24 protein-coding genes, 1 tRNA gene and 1 pseudogene are annotated in these 20,037 nt (G+C 63.5%); 25 read left to right on the plus strand and 1 reads right to left on the minus strand.

All coding sequences use genetic code 11. The features are described 5' to 3' along the window. The first annotated feature begins 21 nt into the window (after positions 1–21). The 14 genes from hisD to tatC all read left to right on the plus strand — a co-directional run bounded on the left by hisD (position 22) and on the right by tatC (position 9,679). Entirely contained in the window at positions 22–1,338 is a 1,317-nt protein-coding gene (hisD, locus tag HWW87_RS34120; protein WP_175823967.1) for a histidinol dehydrogenase, read from the plus strand. A 145-nt stretch (positions 1,339–1,483) separates the two neighbouring features. Next, the gene (gene hisC, locus HWW87_RS34125) at positions 1,484–2,557 is read left to right on the plus strand and encodes a histidinol-phosphate transaminase (RefSeq protein ID WP_175823968.1); all 1,074 of its coding nucleotides are present in this window, start codon (positions 1,484–1,486) and stop codon (positions 2,555–2,557) included. A 65-nt stretch (positions 2,558–2,622) separates the two neighbouring features. Beyond that, positions 2,623–3,210 (plus strand): imidazoleglycerol-phosphate dehydratase HisB, encoded by a 588-nt coding sequence (gene hisB, locus HWW87_RS34130; protein WP_011546606.1) that lies wholly within the window; start codon positions 2,623–2,625, stop codon positions 3,208–3,210. 62 nt (positions 3,211–3,272) lie between these two features. Then, on the plus strand, positions 3,273–3,893 hold the full coding sequence (locus HWW87_RS34135) for a MarC family protein (protein WP_174431359.1): 621 nt from the start codon (positions 3,273–3,275) through the stop codon (positions 3,891–3,893). Beyond that, positions 3,890–4,531: an imidazole glycerol phosphate synthase subunit HisH gene (gene hisH / locus HWW87_RS34140; protein ID WP_089430509.1), complete on the plus strand. Its 642-nt coding sequence runs from the start codon at positions 3,890–3,892 to the stop codon at positions 4,529–4,531. The genes HWW87_RS34135 and hisH overlap by 4 nt, the downstream gene beginning before the upstream one ends. 163 nt (positions 4,532–4,694) lie before the next feature. After that, positions 4,695–5,450 (plus strand): 1-(5-phosphoribosyl)-5-[(5-phosphoribosylamino)methylideneamino]imidazole-4-carboxamide isomerase, encoded by a 756-nt coding sequence (gene hisA, locus HWW87_RS34145; protein WP_006477123.1) that lies wholly within the window; start codon positions 4,695–4,697, stop codon positions 5,448–5,450. A 106-nt stretch (positions 5,451–5,556) separates the two neighbouring features. Next, positions 5,557–6,330: an imidazole glycerol phosphate synthase subunit HisF gene (gene hisF, locus HWW87_RS34150; protein ID WP_175823969.1), complete on the plus strand. Its 774-nt coding sequence runs from the start codon at positions 5,557–5,559 to the stop codon at positions 6,328–6,330. Further along, a complete protein-coding gene (hisI, locus tag HWW87_RS34155; RefSeq protein ID WP_175823970.1) occupies positions 6,330–6,746 on the plus strand; it encodes a phosphoribosyl-AMP cyclohydrolase in 417 nt (138 codons plus the stop codon). Before hisF ends, hisI begins: the two co-directional genes overlap by 1 nt. Further along, positions 6,743–7,108: a phosphoribosyl-ATP diphosphatase gene (locus HWW87_RS34160; protein ID WP_006485344.1), complete on the plus strand. Its 366-nt coding sequence runs from the start codon at positions 6,743–6,745 to the stop codon at positions 7,106–7,108. Before hisI ends, HWW87_RS34160 begins: the two co-directional genes overlap by 4 nt. A gap of 70 nt (positions 7,109–7,178) precedes the next feature. Beyond that, a complete protein-coding gene (locus tag HWW87_RS34165; protein ID WP_175823971.1) occupies positions 7,179–7,571 on the plus strand; it encodes a hypothetical protein in 393 nt (130 codons plus the stop codon). 28 nt (positions 7,572–7,599) lie between these two features. Further along, positions 7,600–7,965 carry a histidine triad nucleotide-binding protein gene (locus tag HWW87_RS34170; protein ID WP_174431356.1) on the plus strand — a complete coding sequence of 122 codons (366 nt, stop codon included), beginning with the start codon at positions 7,600–7,602 and terminating at the stop codon, positions 7,963–7,965. A 93-nt stretch (positions 7,966–8,058) separates the two neighbouring features. Next, positions 8,059–8,292 (plus strand): Sec-independent protein translocase subunit TatA, encoded by a 234-nt coding sequence (tatA, locus tag HWW87_RS34175; RefSeq protein WP_174387956.1) that lies wholly within the window; start codon positions 8,059–8,061, stop codon positions 8,290–8,292. 26 nt (positions 8,293–8,318) lie between these two features. After that, positions 8,319–8,849, plus strand: a complete 531-nt coding sequence (gene tatB, locus HWW87_RS34180; protein ID WP_175823972.1) for a Sec-independent protein translocase protein TatB — start codon at positions 8,319–8,321, stop codon at positions 8,847–8,849. Between the two features lie 41 nt (positions 8,850–8,890). Continuing rightward, positions 8,891–9,679: a twin-arginine translocase subunit TatC gene (gene tatC, locus HWW87_RS34185; protein ID WP_174387958.1), complete on the plus strand. Its 789-nt coding sequence runs from the start codon at positions 8,891–8,893 to the stop codon at positions 9,677–9,679. Positions 9,680–9,885: 206 nt separating this feature from the next. Here tatC and HWW87_RS34190 read toward each other — a convergent pair whose 3' ends face one another. Continuing rightward, positions 9,886–11,091, minus strand: coding sequence for a Do family serine endopeptidase (locus tag HWW87_RS34190; RefSeq protein ID WP_174431354.1), 1,206 nt, complete (start codon positions 11,089–11,091; stop codon positions 9,886–9,888). A gap of 21 nt (positions 11,092–11,112) precedes the next feature. Between HWW87_RS34190 and HWW87_RS34195 the strand changes: the two genes are divergently transcribed. The 11 genes and pseudogenes from HWW87_RS34195 to HWW87_RS34240 all read left to right on the plus strand — a co-directional run bounded on the left by HWW87_RS34195 (position 11,113) and on the right by HWW87_RS34240 (position 19,869). Beyond that, complete coding sequence (locus tag HWW87_RS34195; RefSeq protein ID WP_175823973.1) at positions 11,113–11,859, plus strand: Nif3-like dinuclear metal center hexameric protein; 747 nt, start codon at positions 11,113–11,115, stop codon at positions 11,857–11,859. 218 nt (positions 11,860–12,077) lie between these two features. Beyond that, on the plus strand, positions 12,078–12,698 hold the full coding sequence (petA, locus tag HWW87_RS34200; protein WP_124614659.1) for a ubiquinol-cytochrome c reductase iron-sulfur subunit: 621 nt from the start codon (positions 12,078–12,080) through the stop codon (positions 12,696–12,698). Then, the gene (locus HWW87_RS34205; RefSeq protein ID WP_175823974.1) at positions 12,698–14,080 is read left to right on the plus strand and encodes a cytochrome bc complex cytochrome b subunit; all 1,383 of its coding nucleotides are present in this window, start codon (positions 12,698–12,700) and stop codon (positions 14,078–14,080) included. The genes petA and HWW87_RS34205 overlap by 1 nt, the downstream gene beginning before the upstream one ends. A 21-nt stretch (positions 14,081–14,101) precedes the next feature. Next, positions 14,102–14,860, plus strand: a complete 759-nt coding sequence (locus tag HWW87_RS34210; RefSeq protein WP_175823975.1) for a cytochrome c1 — start codon at positions 14,102–14,104, stop codon at positions 14,858–14,860. A 94-nt stretch (positions 14,861–14,954) separates the two neighbouring features. Next, positions 14,955–15,566 (plus strand): glutathione S-transferase N-terminal domain-containing protein, encoded by a 612-nt coding sequence (locus tag HWW87_RS34215; protein WP_006400565.1) that lies wholly within the window; start codon positions 14,955–14,957, stop codon positions 15,564–15,566. Between the two features lie 71 nt (positions 15,567–15,637). After that, complete coding sequence (locus HWW87_RS34220; protein WP_175823976.1) at positions 15,638–16,159, plus strand: ClpXP protease specificity-enhancing factor; 522 nt, start codon at positions 15,638–15,640, stop codon at positions 16,157–16,159. Positions 16,160–16,177: 18 nt separating this feature from the next. Continuing rightward, a tRNA-Thr gene (locus HWW87_RS34225) sits at positions 16,178–16,253 on the plus strand. A gap of 97 nt (positions 16,254–16,350) precedes the next feature. After that, positions 16,351–17,391 (plus strand): site-specific integrase, encoded by a 1,041-nt coding sequence (locus HWW87_RS34230; RefSeq protein WP_175823977.1) that lies wholly within the window; start codon positions 16,351–16,353, stop codon positions 17,389–17,391. Between the two features lie 419 nt (positions 17,392–17,810). Further along, a pseudogene (locus HWW87_RS37335) lies at positions 17,811–18,208 on the plus strand (hypothetical protein); the annotation flags it as partial. 45 nt (positions 18,209–18,253) lie between these two features. Beyond that, entirely contained in the window at positions 18,254–18,685 is a 432-nt protein-coding gene (locus HWW87_RS37340; protein WP_244107402.1) for an abortive infection family protein, read from the plus strand. A 326-nt stretch (positions 18,686–19,011) separates the two neighbouring features. After that, positions 19,012–19,869, plus strand: coding sequence for a hypothetical protein (locus HWW87_RS34240; RefSeq protein ID WP_175823978.1), 858 nt, complete (start codon positions 19,012–19,014; stop codon positions 19,867–19,869). Positions 19,870–20,037: the final 168 nt, after the last annotated feature.

The raw sequence follows: 20,037 nt of genomic DNA on the forward strand, positions 1-20,037 counted from the left end.
CATCACCGTAACGGAACTCCCATGTCCATCACCATCCGCAAGCTCGATTCGACGAACGAAGGCTTCGGCGCCGCGCTGCGCGCCGTGCTCGCGTTCGAGGCGAGCGAAGACGAAGCGATCGAGCAATCGGTCGCGCAGATCCTCGCCGACGTGAAGTCGCGCGGCGACGCCGCGGTGCTCGAGTACACGAACCGCTTCGACCGGCTGAGCGCGGACAGCGTCGCCGCGCTCGAACTGCCGCAGGACGCGCTGCAGACGGCGCTCGACGGCCTCGCGCCGAAGGCGCGTGCGGCGCTGGAAGCGGCCGCGGCGCGGGTGCGCGCGTACCACGAGAAGCAGAAGATCGAGTGTGGCACGCATAGCTGGCAGTACACGGAAAGCGACGGCACGGTGCTCGGCCAGAAGGTCATGCCGCTCGACCGCGTCGGCCTGTACGTGCCGGGCGGCAAGGCCGCGTATCCGTCGTCGGTGCTGATGAACGCGATTCCCGCGCGCGTCGCGGGGGTCGGCGAGATCGTGATGGTCGTGCCGACGCCGGACGGCGTGAAGAACGAGCTCGTGCTCGCCGCGGCGCTGCTCGGCGGCGTCGATCGCGTGTTCACGATCGGCGGCGCGCAGGCGGTCGGCGCGCTCGCGTACGGCACGGCGACGGTGCCGGCCGTCGACAAGATCTGCGGCCCCGGCAACGCGTACGTCGCGTCGGCGAAGCGCCGCGTGTTCGGCACGGTCGGCATCGACATGATCGCCGGGCCGTCGGAAATCCTCGTGCTGTGCGACGGCACGACCGATCCGAACTGGGTCGCGATGGACCTGTTCTCGCAGGCCGAGCACGACGAACTCGCGCAGTCGATCCTGCTGTGCCCGGACGGCGCGTTCCTCGATCGCGTCGAGAGGGCGATCGACGAGCTGCTGCCGACGATGCCGCGCCAGGACGTGATCCGTGCGTCGCTCGAAGGCCGCGGCGCGCTGATCAAGGTGCGCGACATGGCCGAGGCGTGCCGGATCGCGAACGACATCGCGCCGGAACACCTCGAAATCTCGGCGCTGGAGCCGCAGCAATGGGGCCAGCAGATCCGCCATGCGGGCGCGATCTTCCTCGGCCGCTACACGAGCGAGAGCCTCGGCGACTACTGCGCGGGCCCGAACCACGTGCTGCCGACGTCGCGCACCGCGCGCTTCTCGTCGCCGCTCGGCGTGTACGACTTCATCAAGCGCTCGAGCCTGATCGAGGTCAGCGCGGAAGGCGCGCAGACGCTCGGCGAGATCGCGTCCGAGCTCGCCTACGGCGAAGGGCTGCAGGCGCACGCGAGGAGCGCCGAGTTCCGGATGAAGGGCTGACCGCGCAGGGTGCGCGGGGCCGGGCGGGCGCCGAGGCGCGCCGGCATCGGCGGTACCCGGAGCGGGGCAGGAGACGAGTGCAGGGCGGCAGCCGCCGCCTTGCCGACCAATTTGACGCCGGCGCGACGCACGCCGGCTTGAGACCATGACGACGCCACAAGACATCATCCGCCGCGACGTGCTCGCGATGACGAGCTATCCGGTTCCCGACGCGAGCGGGTTCGTGAAGCTCGACGCGATGGAGAACCCGTATCCGCTGCCGGAGCCGCTCGCCGCGGCGCTCGGCGAGCGGCTCGCGCAGGTCGCGCTGAACCGCTACCCGGCGCCGCGCCCGGCCGCGCTGCTCGACAAGCTGCGCCACGCGATGCACGTGCCGGCCGGCTGCGACGTGCTGCTCGGCAACGGTTCCGACGAAATCATCAGCATGATCTCGGTCGCGTGTGCGCAGCCGGGTGCGAAGGTGCTCGCGCCGGTGCCGGGCTTCGTGATGTACGAGCTTTCCGCGAAGCTCGCGCAGCTCGAATTCGTCGGCGTGCCGCTGAAGGCCGACCTGACGCTCGACGTCGACGCGATGCTCGCGGCGATCGCCGAGCACCGGCCGGCGATCGTCTACCTCGCGTATCCGAACAACCCGACCGGCACGTTGTACGACGATGCCGACGTCGAACGGATCGTCGCGACCGCGCGGCACAGCCTGATCGTGATCGACGAGGCGTACCAGCCGTTCGCCGAGCGTTCGTGGCTGCCGCGCGCCGGCGAGTTCGACAACGTCGTCGTGATGCGCACGGTGTCGAAGCTCGGCCTCGCGGGTATCCGCCTCGGCTATCTCGTCGGCTCGCCCGCGTGGCTGAACGAATTCGACAAGGTGCGCCCGCCGTACAACATCAACGTGCTGACCCAGGCGACCGCCGATTTCCTGCTCGACCACCTCGACGTGCTCGATGCGCAGGCGGCCGAATTGCGCGCGGAGCGCGCGCGTCTCGCGCAGGCGGTGGCCGCGCTGCCGGGCGCGACGGTGTTCCCGAGCGCCGGCAATTTCCTGCTGGTGCGCGTGCCGGACGCGGCTGCCGTGTTCGATGCGCTGCTCACCGAGCGGGTGCTGGTCAAAAACGTGAGTAAAATGCATCCATTACTGGCCGAATGCGTGCGGCTGACCGTCGGTTCTCCCGACGAAAACGCCCGCCTGCTGGCCGCCTTGAAACTCGCGCTGCCCGGTTGAGCCCAGGGCGCGGCGGCGCGCGACGATCAATCCCCATTTACATCAGACTCAATCAAGGAATTGCCATGCGTGTGGCGGAAGTCGTTCGCAATACCAGCGAAACGCAGATCCGTGTGAAGCTCGATCTCGACGGTACGGGCCGGCAGAAGCTGGCCACCGGCGTGCCGTTTCTCGATCATATGCTCGACCAGATCGCGCGACACGGTCTGGTCGATCTCGAGGTCGAAGCGCATGGCGACACGCATATCGACGATCACCACACGGTCGAGGACGTCGGCATCACGCTTGGCCAGGCCGTCGCGAAGGCGATCGGCGATCGCAAGGGCATCCGCCGCTACGGCCATTCGTACGTGCCGCTCGACGAGGCGCTATCGCGCGTCGTGATCGACTTCTCGGGCCGGCCGGGCCTCGAATTCCACGTGCCGTTCACGCGCGCGCGGATCGGCACGTTCGACGTCGACCTGTCGATCGAATTCTTCCGCGGGTTCGTGAACCACGCGGGCGTCACGCTGCACATCGACAACCTGCGCGGGATCAACGCGCACCATCAGCTCGAGACGGTGTTCAAGGCCTTCGGCCGCGCGCTGCGCGCGGCGGTGGAGCTCGACGAGCGCGCGGCGGGGCAGATTCCGTCGACGAAAGGCAGCCTCTGAACTTCCGAACGGACGGACGCTAAAGACAACCTCACGGCTTCGGCGCGGCGCGCCGGCTTGCGATGGATCTGCTCAAATCGTTCATTTCGCTGCTGGCGCTGATCAACCCGGTCGGCGCGGTGCCGTTCTTCCTGAGCCTGACGGCGCAGCAGACGGACGTCGAGCGGCGCCGCACGATCCGGATCGCGTCGGTGTCGGTGTTCTGCGTGATCACGGTGACGACGCTGCTCGGGCAGCAGATCATCGACTTCTTCGGCATTTCGGTCGGCTCGCTCGAAGTGGGCGGCGGGATCATCATGCTGCTGATGGCGATCAACATGCTGAACGCGCAGATCGGCAACACGCGATCGACGCCGGAAGAGCGCCACGAGGCCGAGCTGAAGGACAACATCGCGGTCGTGCCGCTGGCGATCCCGCTGCTCACGGGCCCCGGCTCGATCAGCACGGTGATCATCTATGCGGCGAACTCGCATCACTGGTATGAGCGAGCCGGGCTCGTCGCGATCGGCGCGGCTCTGGCTCTGCTGTGTTTCTTCGCGATGCGGCTTGCCGAGCCGATCGCGAACTGGATCGGCCGCACCGGCATCAACATCGCCACGCGGCTGATGGGTTTGATGCTGTCGGCGCTGGCGGTGGAATTCATCGTCAATGGACTGAGGGCGCTACTGCCTGCACTGAGATGAAAACTTCGATTGCGATTGTGGATTATGGGATGGGCAACCTGCGCTCGGTCGCGCAGGCGCTCAAGAAGGCCGAACCGGCCGCCGACGTGGCGATCGTCGACACGCCGGCCGCGATTCGCGCGGCCGACCGCGTCGTGCTGCCCGGCCAGGGCGCGATGCCCGACTGCATGCGCTGCCTCGGCGAATCAGGGCTGCAGGAAGCGGTGATCGAGGCGTCGCGCACGAAGCCGCTGCTCGGCGTGTGCGTCGGCGAGCAGATGCTGTTCGACTGGAGCGCGGAAGGCGACACGAAGGGCCTGGGCCTCCTGCCCGGCAAGGTCGTGCGCTTCGCGCTCGACGGCCGGCTGCAGGACGACGGCTCGCGCTTCAAGGTGCCGCAGATGGGCTGGAACCGCGTGCGCCAGGCGCAGCCGCACCCGCTGTGGGACGGCGTGCCCGACGACGCGTATTTCTACTTCGTGCACAGCTATTACGTAACGCCGGACAACCCGGCGCACACGGTTGGCGAAACGGCCTACGGCGCGCCGTTTACGTCCGCGGTCGCGCGGGACAATCTCTTCGCGACCCAATTCCACCCCGAGAAAAGCGCGGAGGTCGGGTTGCGTCTGTATCGCAACTTCGTACACTGGAAGCCGTAAACGTGGTGCGCGAGCCACAGTCGACGGGCCTGGAAGGCCCGTCTTGCCGGGCTCGCACGCCTAAGCGCCGAAAGAGTTGTACTAAACTAGCGAGACGGCGCGGCACCGGTTTGGCCGGTACGCGCCGGATTCTTTTCATTTTCCACGACGACACCCGATTGCTATGTTGCTGATTCCGGCCATCGACCTCAAAGACGGTCAGTGTGTGCGCCTCAAACAGGGCGATATGGACCAGGCCACGATTTTCTCCGAGGACCCGGCGGCGATGGCCCGCAAGTGGGTCGATCTCGGCGCCCGGCGGCTCCATCTCGTCGACCTGAACGGCGCATTCGCCGGCAAGCCGAAGAATCTCGAGGCGATCGAAGCGATCCTCGACGAAGTCGGCGACGAAATCCCCGTACAGCTCGGCGGCGGCATCCGCAGCCTCGAGACGATCGAGAAGTATCTCGACGCCGGCCTGTCCTACGTGATCATCGGCACCGCCGCCGTGAAGAATCCGGGCTTTCTGCAGGACGCGTGCACCGCGTTCTCCGGCAGCATCATCGTCGGGCTGGACGCGAAGGACGGCAAGGTCGCGACCGACGGCTGGAGCAAGCTGACCGGCCACGAAGTGATCGATCTCGCGAAGAAGTTCGAGGACTACGGCGTCGAATCGATCGTCTACACGGACATCGGCCGCGACGGGATGCTGCAGGGCATCAACATCGACGCGACCGTGAAGCTTGCGCAGGCGGTCGGCATCCCGGTGATCGCCAGCGGCGGCCTGTCGAACCTCACGGACATCGAGAGCCTGTGCGAAGTGGAAGAGCACGGCGTCGAAGGCGTGATCTGCGGCCGTGCGATCTACTCCGGCGATCTCGATTTCGCGGCCGCGCAAAAACGCGCGGACGAACTGAACGGCGAACTCGACAACGCGTAACCGCGGTTGCCCCGTTCGCCGGGGCTGCCTGCGGGCGGCCCCGACCGGAAGCCTCGCGCGAGGCTTCCGCAACCGGCCGTCCCAACGCGGCATTTGGCGCAACATCATGGCTCTAGCTAAACGCATCATCCCCTGCCTGGACGTGACTGCCGGGCGTGTCGTCAAGGGCGTCAATTTCGTCGAGCTGCGCGACGCCGGCGACCCCGTCGAAATCGCCCGCCGCTACGACGACCAGGGTGCCGACGAACTGACCTTCCTCGACATCACCGCGACCTCCGACCAGCGCGACCTGATCCTGCCGATCATCGAAGCCGTGGCGTCGCAGGTGTTCATTCCGCTGACCGTCGGCGGCGGCGTGCGCGCCGTCGAGGACGTGCGGCGCCTGCTGAACGCGGGCGCGGACAAGGTCAGCATGAACTCGTCGGCGGTCGCGAATCCGCAGCTCGTGCGCGACGCGGCCGACAAGTACGGCTCGCAGTGCATCGTCGTCGCGATCGATGCGAAGCGCGTGTCGGCCGACGGCGAGACGCCGCGCTGGGAAGTCTTCACGCACGGCGGCCGCAAGAACACGGGCCTCGACGCGATCGAATGGGCGCGCAGGATGGCCGAGCTCGGCGCGGGCGAGATCCTGCTCACGAGCATGGACCGCGACGGCACGAAGTCGGGCTTCGACCTCGCGCTCACGCGTGGCGTGTCGGACGCGGTGCCGGTGCCGGTGATCGCGTCGGGCGGCGTCGGCTGCCTGCAGGATCTCGCGGACGGCATCAAGGACGGCCGCGCCGACGCGGTGCTGGCCGCGAGCATTTTCCACTACGGCGAGCACACGGTCGGCGAGGCGAAGCGCTTCATGTCCGACCAGGGCATCCCGGTGAGGCTGTGATGAATACCGAAACGAACTCCCTGCCCGCGTGGCTCGACAAGGTCCGCTGGGACGACAACGGCCTCGTGCCGGTGATCGCGCAGGAAGCGTCGACGAACGACGTGCTGATGTTCGCGTGGATGAACCGCGAGGCACTGGCGAAGACGATCGAGACGCAGCGCGCGGTCTACTATTCGCGCTCGCGCAAGCGCCTGTGGTTCAAGGGCGAGGAGTCGGGCCACGTGCAGCACGTGCACGAGGTGCGGCTCGACTGCGACGAGGACGTCGTGCTGCTGAAGGTCGAGCAGGTGTCGGGCATTGCCTGCCACACCGGCCGGCATTCGTGCTTCTTCCAGAAATTCGAAGGTACGGTGGACAGCGGCGACTGGGTCGCGGTCGAGCCGGTGCTGAAAGACCCCGAACACATCTACAAATGACGCAATCGACCGAAGACACGCTGCTGCGCCTCGCGGCCGTGATCGATAGCCGCAAGGGCGGCGATCCCGATCAATCGTACGTTTCGCGCCTGTTCCACAAGGGCGACGACGCGGTGCTGAAGAAGATCGGCGAAGAGGCGACGGAAGTCGTGCTGGCCGCGAAGGACGTGCGCCAGGGCGGCGCGCCGACCGCGCTCGTCGGCGAGGTGGCCGACCTGTGGTTCCACTGCCTCGTGATGCTGTCGCATTTCGACCTGAGCCCGGCCGACGTGATCGCCGAACTCGAGCGCCGCGAAGGGCTGTCGGGCATCGAGGAAAAAGCGCTGCGCAAGCGTCGCGAGCGCGAGGAAAACGGCGGGTGACAGGCAGGCCCCGCCGCGGTGGCAACAGTGCGGTAAGCTGTAAGAATTGTCATCTAACGGGGGTAGCATCATGAACGATACGTCGAACCAGTTTCCGACGCCGACGGTGCCGGGCGCAGCGGATGCCGAACGCCTGAACGGGCTGCGCACGCTGACCCACGTGCTGTACGGCCTCTATGCGATTCACTGGCTGACGGGCGGCGTCACGGGCATCATCGCGATCATCATCAACTACGTGAAGCGCGGCGACGTGGCCGGCACGCCGTACGCCGACCATTTCGAGTGGCAGATCCGCACGTTCTGGCGCGCGCTGATCGCCTACGTGATCGGCTTCGCGCTGATGTTCGTGGTGGTTGGGTTCGTCATCATGTTTGTCACGTGGATCTGGACGCTGTACCGTATCATCAAGGGTTGGCTGTACCTGAACGACAACAAGACGCTCGATCCGCAGGCTTGGTTCTGACCGGCGCGCGGGCGTTTGCAGGAGCAACATGAGTCACGATCCGAATTGCCTGTTCTGCAAGATCGCGGCAGGCGAGATCCCGAGCACGAAGGTGCACGAGGACGACGAATTCGTCGCGTTCCGCGACATCCGCCCGGCGGCCGAGACCCACGTGCTCGTGATTCCGCGCCAGCACGTGCCGACGCTGTCGGCGGCGAGCGACGCCGATGCGCCGATGCTCGGCCGGCTGATGCTGCTCGTCGCGCGTCTGGCCGATCAGTTGGGCGTCGCATACACGGGCGGCGAAACCGGTTTTCGCACGGTGATCAACACGGGCCCGGGCGGCGGGCAGGAGGTTTACCACCTGCACGCGCATATCCTGGCCGGCCCGCGCCCGTGGCAGCGGATGGGTTGACGACGCGGGGCGTTTCCCCGCATCCGATAGTCGAAGCCGGCGCGTCGCCGGCGATTTGCGCCGCACGGCGGCGTGGTTGAGGAGAGTTTCATCATGGGTGGATTGAGCATTTGGCACTGGCTGATCGTGCTGCTGATCGTCGCGCTGGTTTTCGGTACGAAGAAGCTGCGCAACATCGGCGGCGACCTCGGCAGCGCCGTGAAGGGTTTCAAGGACGGCATGAAGGATGGCGAGGCGCCTGCGCAGGATGCGCAGCACCTGCCGCGCTCGGGCTCGGTCGACGTCGACGCGAAGGAAACGACGCGTTCCGACTCGAACAAGGCGTAACGCCGGCACGCTGACAGACATTCACGATGCTGGATCTCGGTCTTTCGAAGATGGCGCTGATCGGCGTCGTCGCGCTCGTGGTGCTCGGCCCCGAGCGCCTGCCGCGCGTCGCGCGTACGGCAGGTGCACTGTTCGGCCGCGCGCAGCGGTACATCAACGACGTGAAGGCCGAGGTCTCGCGCGAAATCGAACTCGACGCGCTGCGGACGATGAAGACCGATTTCGAGTCGGCCGCGCGCAACGTCGAGACGACGATTCACGACAACCTGCGCGAGCACGAGAAGGAACTGAACGACACGTGGCATTCCGCGGTCGGCGGTCTTGACGGGGCTTCCGGCGACGCCGGTTCCGTCGGCTCCGATACGCCCGCGGCGCCGTCGTGGCGCGGCAGTTCGGCCGCGCTTGCGCCGAAGCGTCGCAACTGGCGCATCAAGCAGGCGGCGACGCCTGTCTGGTACAAGCGCACGACGACCCGCCGCACGCACGTGCAGTCGGGTGCCGCGCGTGTCGCGCGCCACCAGCCGGCCAGCCTGCGCCGGCCGACGCGCTTCTTCTGAGTCGAGCGCATGCTCGCTCGTCAATCCTACCGAGGGCCGGTGTGAGCGACCCCCAGCAGAACCCGGGCGACGCCCCGGAAGAAACCTTCATTTCCCATCTCGTCGAGCTTCGCGATCGCATCATTCGCGCGGGGCTGGCCGTGATCGTCGTGTTCCTCGGGCTCGTGTACTGGGCGCCCGACATCTTCCGGCTGCTCGCGCGGCCGTTGATGGAGAACTTGCCGAAAGACGGCAAGATGATCGTCACCGACGTCACCGGCTCGTTCTTCGTGCCGATGAAGGTCACGATGCTCGTCGCGCTCGTGATCGCGCTGCCGATCGTGCTGTACCAGATCTGGGCGTTCGTCGCGCCGGGGCTGTACCAGCACGAGAAGAAGCTCGTCATGCCGCTCGTCGGCAGCAGCTACTTCCTGTTCCTGTGCGGGATGGCATTCGCGTATTTCCTCGTGTTCCCGACGATCTTCCGCGTGATGGCGCACTACAACGCGCCGCTCGGGGCCGAGATGACGACCGACATCGACAACTACCTGAGCTTCGTGCTGGGGATGTTCATCGCGTTCGGGGTCACGTTCGAGGTGCCGATCGTCGTCGTGCTGCTGGTCCGGATGGGCGTGCTGTCCCTGAAGAAGCTGAAGGAGATGCGACCCTACGTGATCGTCGGCGCATTCGTGGTCGCGGCGGTCGTCACCCCGCCGGACGTGTTCTCGCAATTGATGCTGGCGCTGCCGCTGGTCGTGCTGTTCGAGATCGGGCTGCTGGCCGCGCGGTTCTTCGTGCCGAAGAAGCCGGTAGAAGAAGGCGAGGCGGGGAACGGCGAAGCCGCGGGTTGACGGCGCGGCGCCGGGCGGCTTTCCGGTCAGGCCGGAGTGGCCCGGTACCGCGGTTGGCCGCCAGCCAGCGCATGGCAAAGCCGCCTTCCCGGCACCAGACATCGTTTGAAGCAAAGCAAAAGGGCAGCCGGTCGGCTGCCCTTTTTCATTTCCGCGTCTTGTTGCGTCGCGTCGCGACCGGCAGGCGGCGCGCCGCCCGCCAAACCTCATTCGCTATCGCTGTCCTGCTCGTCGAGCGTCTGCTTCGGCGGCGGCGGGCGCTTGCCGATCACGACGTTCACGTCGAACTGCTTGCCCTTGCGCACGACGTGCACCTTGGTCGACGTGCCTGGCTTGATTTGCGCGACGGTGTTCAGCAGCTTCGTCGTGTCGGTGATTTCGTCGCCGTTCACGCTCACGAGGATGTCGCCCGGCTTGATGCCGGCCTTGTCGGCCGGGCCGCCCTGCAGCACGCCCGCGACGATCGCGCCCGACTTCTGCTGGAGCCCGAACGACTCGGCGATTTCCGGTGTGACGTCCTGCGGCTCGACGCCGATCCAGCCGCGCGTGACCGAGCCCGTCGTGATGATGCTTTCGAGCACGGTGCGCGCGGTCGACACGGGGATCGCGAAGCCGATGCCGAGCGAGCCGCCCGAGCGCGAGTAGATCGCCGTGTTGATGCCGAGCAGGTTGCCGTTCACGTCGACCAGCGCGCCGCCGGAGTTGCCGGGGTTGATCGGCGCGTCGGTCTGGATGAAGTTCTCGAACGTGTTGATGCCGAGGTGGTTGCGGCCGAGTGCGCTGATGATCCCCATCGTGACCGTCTGACCGACGCCGAACGGGTTGCCGATCGCGAGCACGACGTCGCCGACCCGCGACTGGTCCGAACGGCCGAGCGTGATCGTCGGCAGGTCCGTCATGTTGATCTTCAGCACGGCCAGGTCGGTTTCGGGATCGATGCCGATCACCTTCGCGGTGGCCGTGCGGCCATCGGCCAGCGCGACTTCGATCTGGTCGGCGCCGTCCACGACGTGCTGGTTCGTTAGAATGTAACCTTCAGGGCTCACGATGACGCCGGAGCCGAGGTTGGCGGCCGGCTCGTCCTGCTGCTTGCGGGCGTTGCGGTCGCCGAAGAAGTAGCGGAACAGCGGATCCTTCGCGCGCGGGTCGGGCGGCAGCGAGCCGTCCTTGCTCGAGAACACGTTGACGACGGCCGGCATCGCCTTCTGCGCGGCTTCGGCATACGACGTGGTCGCCGGTGCGCCGCCGATGCCCGGCGCGACTTCGCGCAGCGCGACGATCGGCGTGGCGAGCTGCTTGCCGAGCTGTCCTTGCCGTTGCAGCCATTGCGGCTTGAGCGTCACGACGATGAACATCAGCGCGAGCAGTACGGTCACCGCCTGCGCGAAGAACAGCCAGAAGCGTCTAAGCATCTGAATGGATTAGAGGTTTATATGGATCGGATCGAACTCGAATTGTACTTGAACAATACCCTTGAAACCGCGCGCTTCAAGGACTATTGCCCGAACGGCCTCCAGGTCGAAGGGCGTCGCAAGATCGAGAAGATCGCCACCGGCGTGACGGCGTCGGTCGCGTTCCTCGAAGCCGCGCTCGAATGGGGGGCGGATGCGGTGCTCGTTCATCACGGCTATTTCTGGCGCAACGAGGCGCCGCAGATCACCGGCCGCAAGTATCAGCGCCTGAAGCTGCTGCTCGCGAACGACCTGAACCTGTTCGCGTTTCACCTGCCGCTCGACGCGCATCCCGAGTTCGGCAACAACGCGCAGCTCGGCGAGAAGCTCGGCCTGATCGGCGAGCAGCGGTTCGGCGAAGGCGATCTCGGCTGGATGGCGACGCTGCCGATGCCCGTCACGCTCGAGCACTTCGTCGCGAAGGTCGAGCGCACGCTCGGCCGCACGCCGCTCGTGCTCGGCGATGCGGACACGCAGTTGCGCCGCATCGCGTGGTGCACGGGCGCCGCGCAGAGCTATTTCGACGCGGCGATCGACGCCGGCGCGGACGTGTTCCTGACCGGCGAGGTGTCCGAGTCGACCACGCACGCGGCGGCGGAGAGCGGCGTCGCGTTCGTTGCGGCGGGGCACCATGCGACCGAGCGCTACGGAATCCAGGCGCTTGGGCGCCACTTGTCCGAAGAATTCGATCTCGAACACCTTTTTATCGATATTCATAATCCGGTCTGAGCGACGGATTTGCGGCGGTGCATCGCAATTTCGCAATGTAGTATCCGCTTAAAAGTGAAATGATTTAATCGCTCCGATAGTGGGGGATAACCCTTAACTATCAAACACTTCGAAGGGATTTTCATCTCCGGGCCTTGTAAATGGCGACTCCATTCGCGCACACTAGCGGCGGAATCGAAAGTCGTGACGGAAAATCCAACTCAGAAGTGGGGCGTGTGATGCGAGACAAGGAAGAGAAACGCGTCGACAGCGGCCGCCGTACCTGGCTGATTGCGACATCCGTAGCAGGTGGCGTGGGAGGCGTAGCCACCGTCATACCTTTCGCGGCGTCGCTTGCGCCGTCCGCGAAAGCGAAAGCGGCCGGTGCGCCGGTCGAGATCGATATCAGCGGCCTGAAGCCCGGCGAAATGGTCACCGTGCCGTGGCGCGGCAAACCCGTCTGGATCCTGAATCGCACCGATTCGATGCTGGCCGACGTGGTCAAGGCCGACAAGGAAGTGGCCGATCCGACCAGCAAATCCCCGTATTCGATGCCGTTGCCCGCGTATTGCGCGAACGAATATCGGGCGCGGGCCGACCGCAAGAACATTCTCGTCGTGATGGCCGTGTGTACGCACCTTGGCTGCACGCCTAGCCAACGCTTCACGCCGGGTCCGCAGCCGAACCTGCCGGACGACTGGCCGGGCGGTTTCCTGTGCCCGTGCCACGGTTCGACCTACGACCTCGCCGGCCGCGTGTTCAAGAACAAGCCGGCGCCTCAGAATCTCGACATCCCGCCCTACATGTTCACGTCGGCGACGACCCTCGTGATCGGCAAGGACGAGAAAGGAGAAGCGTGATGGCCGCCGACAACAAGGAAGTCTCCACGACAGGTTTCACCGGCTGGATCGACCAGCGCTTCCCGCTCACGTCCACCTGGAAGAAGCACGTATCCGAGTACTACGCGCCGAAGAACTTCAACTTCTGGTACTTCTTCGGCTCCCTCGCGCTGCTGGTGCTCGTCAACCAGATCGTCACGGGCATCTTCCTGACGATGAACTACAAGCCCGACTCGACGCTCGCGTTCGCGTCGGTCGAGTACATCATGCGCGAGGTGCCGTGGGGCTGGCTGATCCGCTACATGCACTCGACCGGTGCATCGATGTTCTTCGTGGTCGTCTACCTGCACATGTTCCGCGGGCTGCTGTACGGGTCGTACCGCAAGCCGCGCGAGCTCGTATGGATCTTCGGCTGCGCGATCTTCCTCTGCCTGATGGCCGAGGCGTTCTTCGGCTACCTGCTCCCATGGGGCCAGATGTCGTTCTGGGGCGCGCAGGTGATCGTGAACCTGTTCTCGGCGATCCCGTTCGTCGGCCCGGACCTGTCGCTGTGGATTCGCGGCGACTACGTCGTGTCCGACGTCACGCTGAACCGCTTCTTCGCGTTCCACGTGATCGCGATTCCGCTCGTGCTGGTCGGCCTCGTCATCGCGCACCTGGTTGCGCTGCACGAAGTCGGGTCGAATAACCCGGACGGCATCGAAATCAAGGCGAAGAAGGACGAGAATGGCATCCCGCTCGACGGCATCCCGTTCCATCCGTACTATTCGGTGCACGATTTCCTCGGCGTGTGCGTGTTCCTGATGGTGTTCGCGCTGATCGTGTTCTTCTCGCCGGAAATGGGCGGCTACTTTCTCGAGGCGAACAACTTCGTCCCGGCGAACCCGCTGCAGACGCCGCCGGAGATCGCGCCGGTCTGGTACTTCACCGCGTTCTACGCGATGCTGCGCGCGACCACCGACCCGTTCAAGATCGTGCTGATGATCGTGATCGCGCTGCTCGGCGTGCTCGCGCTGATCCGTGCGCGCGGCAAGTGGAAGATCGGGCTGCCGGTGCTGGCCGCCGCGATCGTCGTGTTCATGTACCTGACGGAGTCGAAGTTCTGGGGCGTCGTCGTGATGGGCTCGGCGGTAATCACGCTGTTCTTCCTGCCGTGGCTCGACCGCAGCCCGGTGAAGTCGATCCGCTACCGGCCGCTGTTCCACAAGGTGTTCCTCGGGATCTTCGTCGCGGCGTTCCTGACCCTCGCGTTCCTCGGCACGCGGCCGCCCTCGCCGGCGGCGACGCTGATCGCGCAGGCCTGTGCGTTGATCTACTTCGCGTTCTTCCTCGGCATGCCCGTCTGGACGCCGCTTGGCACGTTCAAGCAGCCGCCGGAACGGGTGCGCTTCAAGCCCCATTAACGTGAGCGAGGAGAGAACGACATGAAGAAACTGCTTTCGACACTCGCGCTGATCGGGGCGACCGCCTGTGCGCTGCTGGCGGCGCCGGCCGTGCGGGCGGAAGGTAATTTTCCGCTCGACCGGGCGCCCGATAACACGGAAAATCTCGTTTCGCTTCAGCACGGCGCGCAATTGTTTGTAAACTATTGCCTGAACTGCCACAGCGCGAACCTGATGCGCTACAACCGTCTGACGGATCTGGGTATATCCCAGAAGGAGATCGAAACGAATCTCCTGTTCACGACCGACAAGGTCGGGAACACGATGTCCGTTGCGATGCGGCCCGACGACGCGAAGAACTGGCTCGGCACCATGCCGCCCGACCTGTCGGTCGAGGAGCGTGCGCGCGGCCGCGACTGGCTGTATACGTATCTGCGGAGCTTCTACCGCGACGATACGCGGCCGACCGGCTGGAACAATGCGGTGTTCGAGAACGTCGGCATGCCCCATGTATTGTGGCAGTTGCAGGGGCAGCGCGTAGCCAAATTCGAAGACAAGACGGACGAGGAGACGGGCGAGAAGGTTCACACGCTCGTCGGCTTCCAGCAGGTCACGCCGGGGACGCTCTCGTCGCCCGACTACGATGCTGCGGTGGCCGACCTGGTGGCCTATATGACATGGATGTCCGAGCCGGCCCAGCAGACCCGCAAACGCCTCGGCGTGTGGGTGCTGGTCTTTCTCGGTGTCCTGACTTTCCTGGCCTGGCGGCTCAATGCCGCGTACTGGAAAGATATCAAGTAAACACGCCTGACCGGCGTGGGGCCGGCGCAAGGCGGAACCCGTGAAAGGGGTTGCGCCGCGTGCCGGCCCTCGGCTTTTTTGAGGAAACGCAAATATGATGGTTCTGTATTCCGGCACAACTTGCCCGTTCTCCCAGCGTTGCCGGCTGGTGCTGTTCGAGAAGGGCATGGACTTCGAAATCCGTGACGTCGACCTGTTCAACAAGCCGGAAGACATTTCGGTGATGAACCCGTACGGTCAGGTGCCGATCCTGGTCGAGCGCGACCTGATCCTGTACGAATCGAACATCATCAACGAGTACATCGACGAGCGCTTCCCGCATCCGCAACTGATGCCGGCCGACCCGGTGCAGCGCGCACGTGCGCGCCTGTTCCTGCTCAACTTCGAGAAGGAACTGTTCGTCCACGTCAGCACGCTCGAGAACGAGAAGGGCAAGGCGGCGGAGAAGAATCACGAGAAGGCACGCCTCGCGATCCGCGATCGCCTGACGCAGCTCGCGCCGATCTTCGTGAAGAACAAGTACATGCTCGGCGAAGAGTTCTCGATGCTCGACGTCGCGATCGCACCGCTGCTGTGGCGCCTGGATCACTACGGCATCGAGCTGTCGAAGAACGCCGCGCCGCTGATGAAGTATGCCGAACGGATCTTCAGCCGTCCGGCCTACATCGAAGCACTGACGCCGTCCGAAAAGGTCATGCGTCGTTAATGTTGCAATGAAGGCATGACGGAGCGGGTGGCGCGGCGTGCCGCGCGCCCGCTCCGGGTTCGAGGATTGTGATGCAAGAGATTTCAACGAAGCCTTATCTGCTGCGCGCGTTGTACGAGTGGTGCACCGATAACGGTTACACGCCGCATATCGCGGTGAGGGTCGACAACTCGACGCGCGTGCCGCGTCAGTTCGTGCGTGACGGCGAGATCGTGCTCAACATCAGCTTCGAGGCGACGAGCCAGTTGCAGATGGGCAACGAGTGGATCGAGTTCACGGCCCGGTTCTCCGGGAAGGCGCACAAGATCGAGATTCCGGTGGCCAACGTGCTCGCGATCTATGCGCGCGAGAACGGGCAGGGCATGGCGTTCCAGGTCGATGCGGTCGCGGGCGAAGGCGAGGATTCGGGCGCGTTCGACGATGACGCTGTGCCGGCCGACGACGCGCAGCGTGACGAGTCCGTACCGCCGTTGGCGCCGGTCGCCGACAGCGGCGCGAACGAGGAGCCGTCCGAAGGTGCCGACGAACCGCCGAAAACCGATGGCGACGGCTCGAAAGGCGGGAGCAGACCTCGCCTCAAGATCGTGAAATGAGGTAGAATCTCGCGCTACGCCGGCTTAGCTCATCTGGTAGAGCAGTTGATTTGTAATCATCAGGTGGCGGGTTCGAGTCCTGCAGCCGGCACCAATGAAATCAAGGGGTTACGTGAATTTCACGTAACCCCTTGTGCATTCTGGGCGTTGAAAAGTACATTTTCGGTACAGTCAGCTCTCAGAACAGGTACATGGCAACCATCGTCAAGACGCCCTCCGGCACGTGGAAGGCAGTCATCCGCAAGATCGGTTGGCCGACCACGGCCAAGACCTTCCGCACCAAACGTGACGCCGAGGATTGGGCGCGCCGGACCGAAGATGAGATGGTTCGGGGTGTCTACCTGTCGCGTGCTCCCTCCGAAAAACTCACGGTGTCAGCCGCACTGAAGCGGTATATGGAAGAGGTGTCGGTTACCAAGAAGGCGACCACGCAGCGCAGCGAGAGCTTTTCTGCGAAGCATCTCGAGGCATTTTTCGGGAAGTATTCGATGGCGGCCGTTAGCGCCGAGCTCGTTGCCAAGTATCGCGATGAACGCCTCGCGGCAGGCAAATCAAACAACACGGTTCGCCTCGAGCTTGCGATGCTCGGGCATCTCTTCCGGATGGCGATTCAGGAGTGGGGAATTGGCCTGACTTTCAATCCCATCGCCAACGTTCGCAAGCCGAGTCCCGGTGCCGGCCGGGACCGGCGATTGAGTCGTGACGAACAGCAACGTCTTTTCGCGGCTGCCGACGCCCATAGCAACCCGATGCTCGGCTGGATCGTGCGATTGGCTGTCGAAACAGGCATGCGATCGTCAGAGATCACTGGGTTACGCCGCTCACAGGTCGATCTGAACCGACGCGTCGTTACTCTCAAGGACACCAAGAACGGCTCCGCTCGCATGGTTCCGCTGACGCGTGTCGCAGCCGAAACGTTGCGTTCGGCGCTGGACAATCCGATTCGGCCGATCGACACCGATCTCGTGTTCTTCGGAGAGCCTGGTCGAGACAAGAAGCGCAAACCATACGTGTTTCAGAAGCTCTGGGCCGATATTGTTCGCGATCTTGGTTTTGACGATCTCCATTTCCACGACTTACGACATGAGGCCGTCAGTCGCCTGGTGGAAATGGGGTTGAGCGATCAGGAGGTCGCCGCGATAAGTGGGCATCGGTCGATGCAGATGCTCAAGCGATACACGCATCTGCGAGCGGAAGACTTGGTAAGTAAGCTGGACAGGGTCGGGACATAGAGAGCGTTACGCCTACCTCGTAGCGGTTTTCTGACTTGAGGGTATGCATGGACGAGCAAAATTTAGAAGAGGCGCTGGCGACCGTCTATACGCTTCTCCAGGCGGAAGGGATGGACGAAGCAGCAAACATTGTGCGCGAATATCCCGGTCGGGCGGAGCAGACCGGCTATGACAACTGGAATGGCGGGACTGAAATCTGGGAGGTGCAACTCGAAGTGCCGCCGCAGGAATTCGCTCGCCTGAACGCCAAGCGAGCGCAGCTCGAAGAGCAAATTACCGCACGGTTGAAAACGGCTTTAGAGCACGATACTCAAGACTGGTATTCCGCAAGGATTGTTCCGGCAAAAGTTCGGCGTAAGGACTGGCGTGTGACGGACTCGAGTGTACCGCGCCAGGTGCGTATCAATATCCTCGATGGGATGAGGCTCGAGAGCGTAGCGTGGTACGGGCAGCTCAATGATGTTGAGTTTCTGAGCCGGCTATACGATCTGCAGCAGCTTCCTTCCCGCGATAGCCGCTTCAAGGACGCTGCGAGAGATATCTGGCAGCACCGCATGAACAACGACGACTGGGATCTCGACTGGGTGTATTCGGACGATCGTTCAACCTTGTCGGTGGTCCTGCGGATAGCTTCTTGAGGTTCTTGTGCGAAGTTGTGCATCCGATTGTTAGACCAGATCGCGACGAAGTGATCAAGCTCGTTTCGCACTTCAACGATCAACTGCGCCAAGTCGGATGGGAGCTTTACGAAGAGGAGCTCATCGCTGGTAGACCGCGCTTCGCATACCGCCAAGCTTCGGGTAACGACTCACGCGTAGTGTCGCGAGCGCGTACAGTTGCGGACGCGCTGGACGCCGGATGGATGGCTAAGGAGATTCAACGATTGGAGAACGCCGTCGATCGCGATCCTGCGCTTGCGATCGGAACGGCAAAGGAACTTGTCGAGTCGTGTTGTAAGACGATATTGACGAAAAGAGGCGTGGCATTCACAAAGTCCGAAGACTTGGGGGACTTGACGAAGAAGCTCTCAAAAGAACTTCAACTTGTTCCTGAAGGGGTTAGCGACGAAGCAAAGGGCGCGGATAATATTCGGCACATACTCCGCAATCTTACGCAGCTCACCAACCATCTGGCTCAGTTGAGAGGTCTTTACGGAACCGGACACGGTCGCGATGGGCAATATCGAGGCTTGCAACCACGCCACGCTAGGTTGGCAGTCGCGTCTGCAGTAGCTTTCATCGACTTCGTTGCAGAGACGTATCGGCATCGCGAAGCGACGGTGGGGAAGCAATAGGCGTAGTCCAATCGCATTAGTGGATGTGAGTGCTGGATTTTAGCGGCTAAAATTTGGCTCATCGTGGATTTCCGGGGAATGCGGGGAGGAACGTCGGCGTTCGGCCACCTACTGCCGTTGGCATGCGCACTCACGTGGACGTTCGATCGTTGGCTACACCCAAAGTGCCAGACGTTCATGTACCGGCTCAATCCGGCAAGTCATAGGCTACGGCGTTCATCAGCGACGGTCGTGATCGACGCCTAGCATATGTCGTTTGTCTGCTTGGATACCACGTTATTAGCTGCCCCTATAATGCTTGATGGCCCGATTTTTTTGAGGAACCCATGAAGCCGGAATACTTGGACACCAGCGACACTGCAAGACAAAACGCGGTCAATACCGTCGTGGAGATTCTGAAGACGTCGAAGGTGAAGCTGGCGGGGGAAAGCTCCTTGATTTCTGTGCTGGAGCCCGCAATGCCAGCCGCAATCAAGGCCCTGTACAAGTCTGGTTTTCACCGGACGACAAGCTCGATGAATTCAAGAGGTTATCTGACGCTTCGACGTCTGAACATCCTGGTCGACGTCCAGTTGCCGCTCGTCAAATTTGGTGCGGACGTATTGGTGAAGCGCCTCAAGAAAAGCGCAAAGCTCTTTCTCATGCCCATCAGCCTTTCCAAGGAAGGGGTGATCGCCAGGACGAAAGAGGATTCGCTTATCGATATCTCCTACGCAAGCATGCTCGCGATCTACAAGGAGACGGATGAGTTGAACGCCTGGCGTAACCATATGCAGTTCACGCTTCCTGAAAACCGCCAGATTGTCGCCCTCATTGCTCTTCTGGATCGCTGCATCGGACTTCACGAGAGCGGCTCGGCGGTCGACTACGACAGGTATGACGTGAGATGGGGAGACAATCCGCGTTCTAAAACAGCGACCAGAGGTGCCCGACTGATCTACGCCCCCTCGAGTGGACGCTATGAGCTCGAAGTGAAGGTCGACGCATTCTCGTGGAGCAGTGCCGGAAGTGATTTTAGCTATCCAGAGACGGCAGCGGATCTCAAGCTCAACGTGGAGCGCCATTTGGAGACGCCGGGGGACACGTCGCCGTATCACTGGCTAACGGATTTTCACAGACGGATGTTGGTGCAATTGAGGGACATGTCATCACCCCACTATGAAGAGGCCAAGCATCTCGCGTGACAGTCTGCGGCTCTATGAGCGTCCGCGAAAGACACTAGACTTCGACACACCGGCTGAGCGATTTCATCAATTCGTTGCATCGACGGGTTGAATCCGCAGTCGACAAGCGACATCCACGGAAATCCACGAAGAATCTAAAATTTCGGCTTCCTCCGCTCATCTAATCGA

The organism is Burkholderia sp. BCC0419, from assembly GCF_902830285.1.
Taxonomy (GTDB): domain Bacteria; phylum Pseudomonadota; class Gammaproteobacteria; order Burkholderiales; family Burkholderiaceae; genus Burkholderia.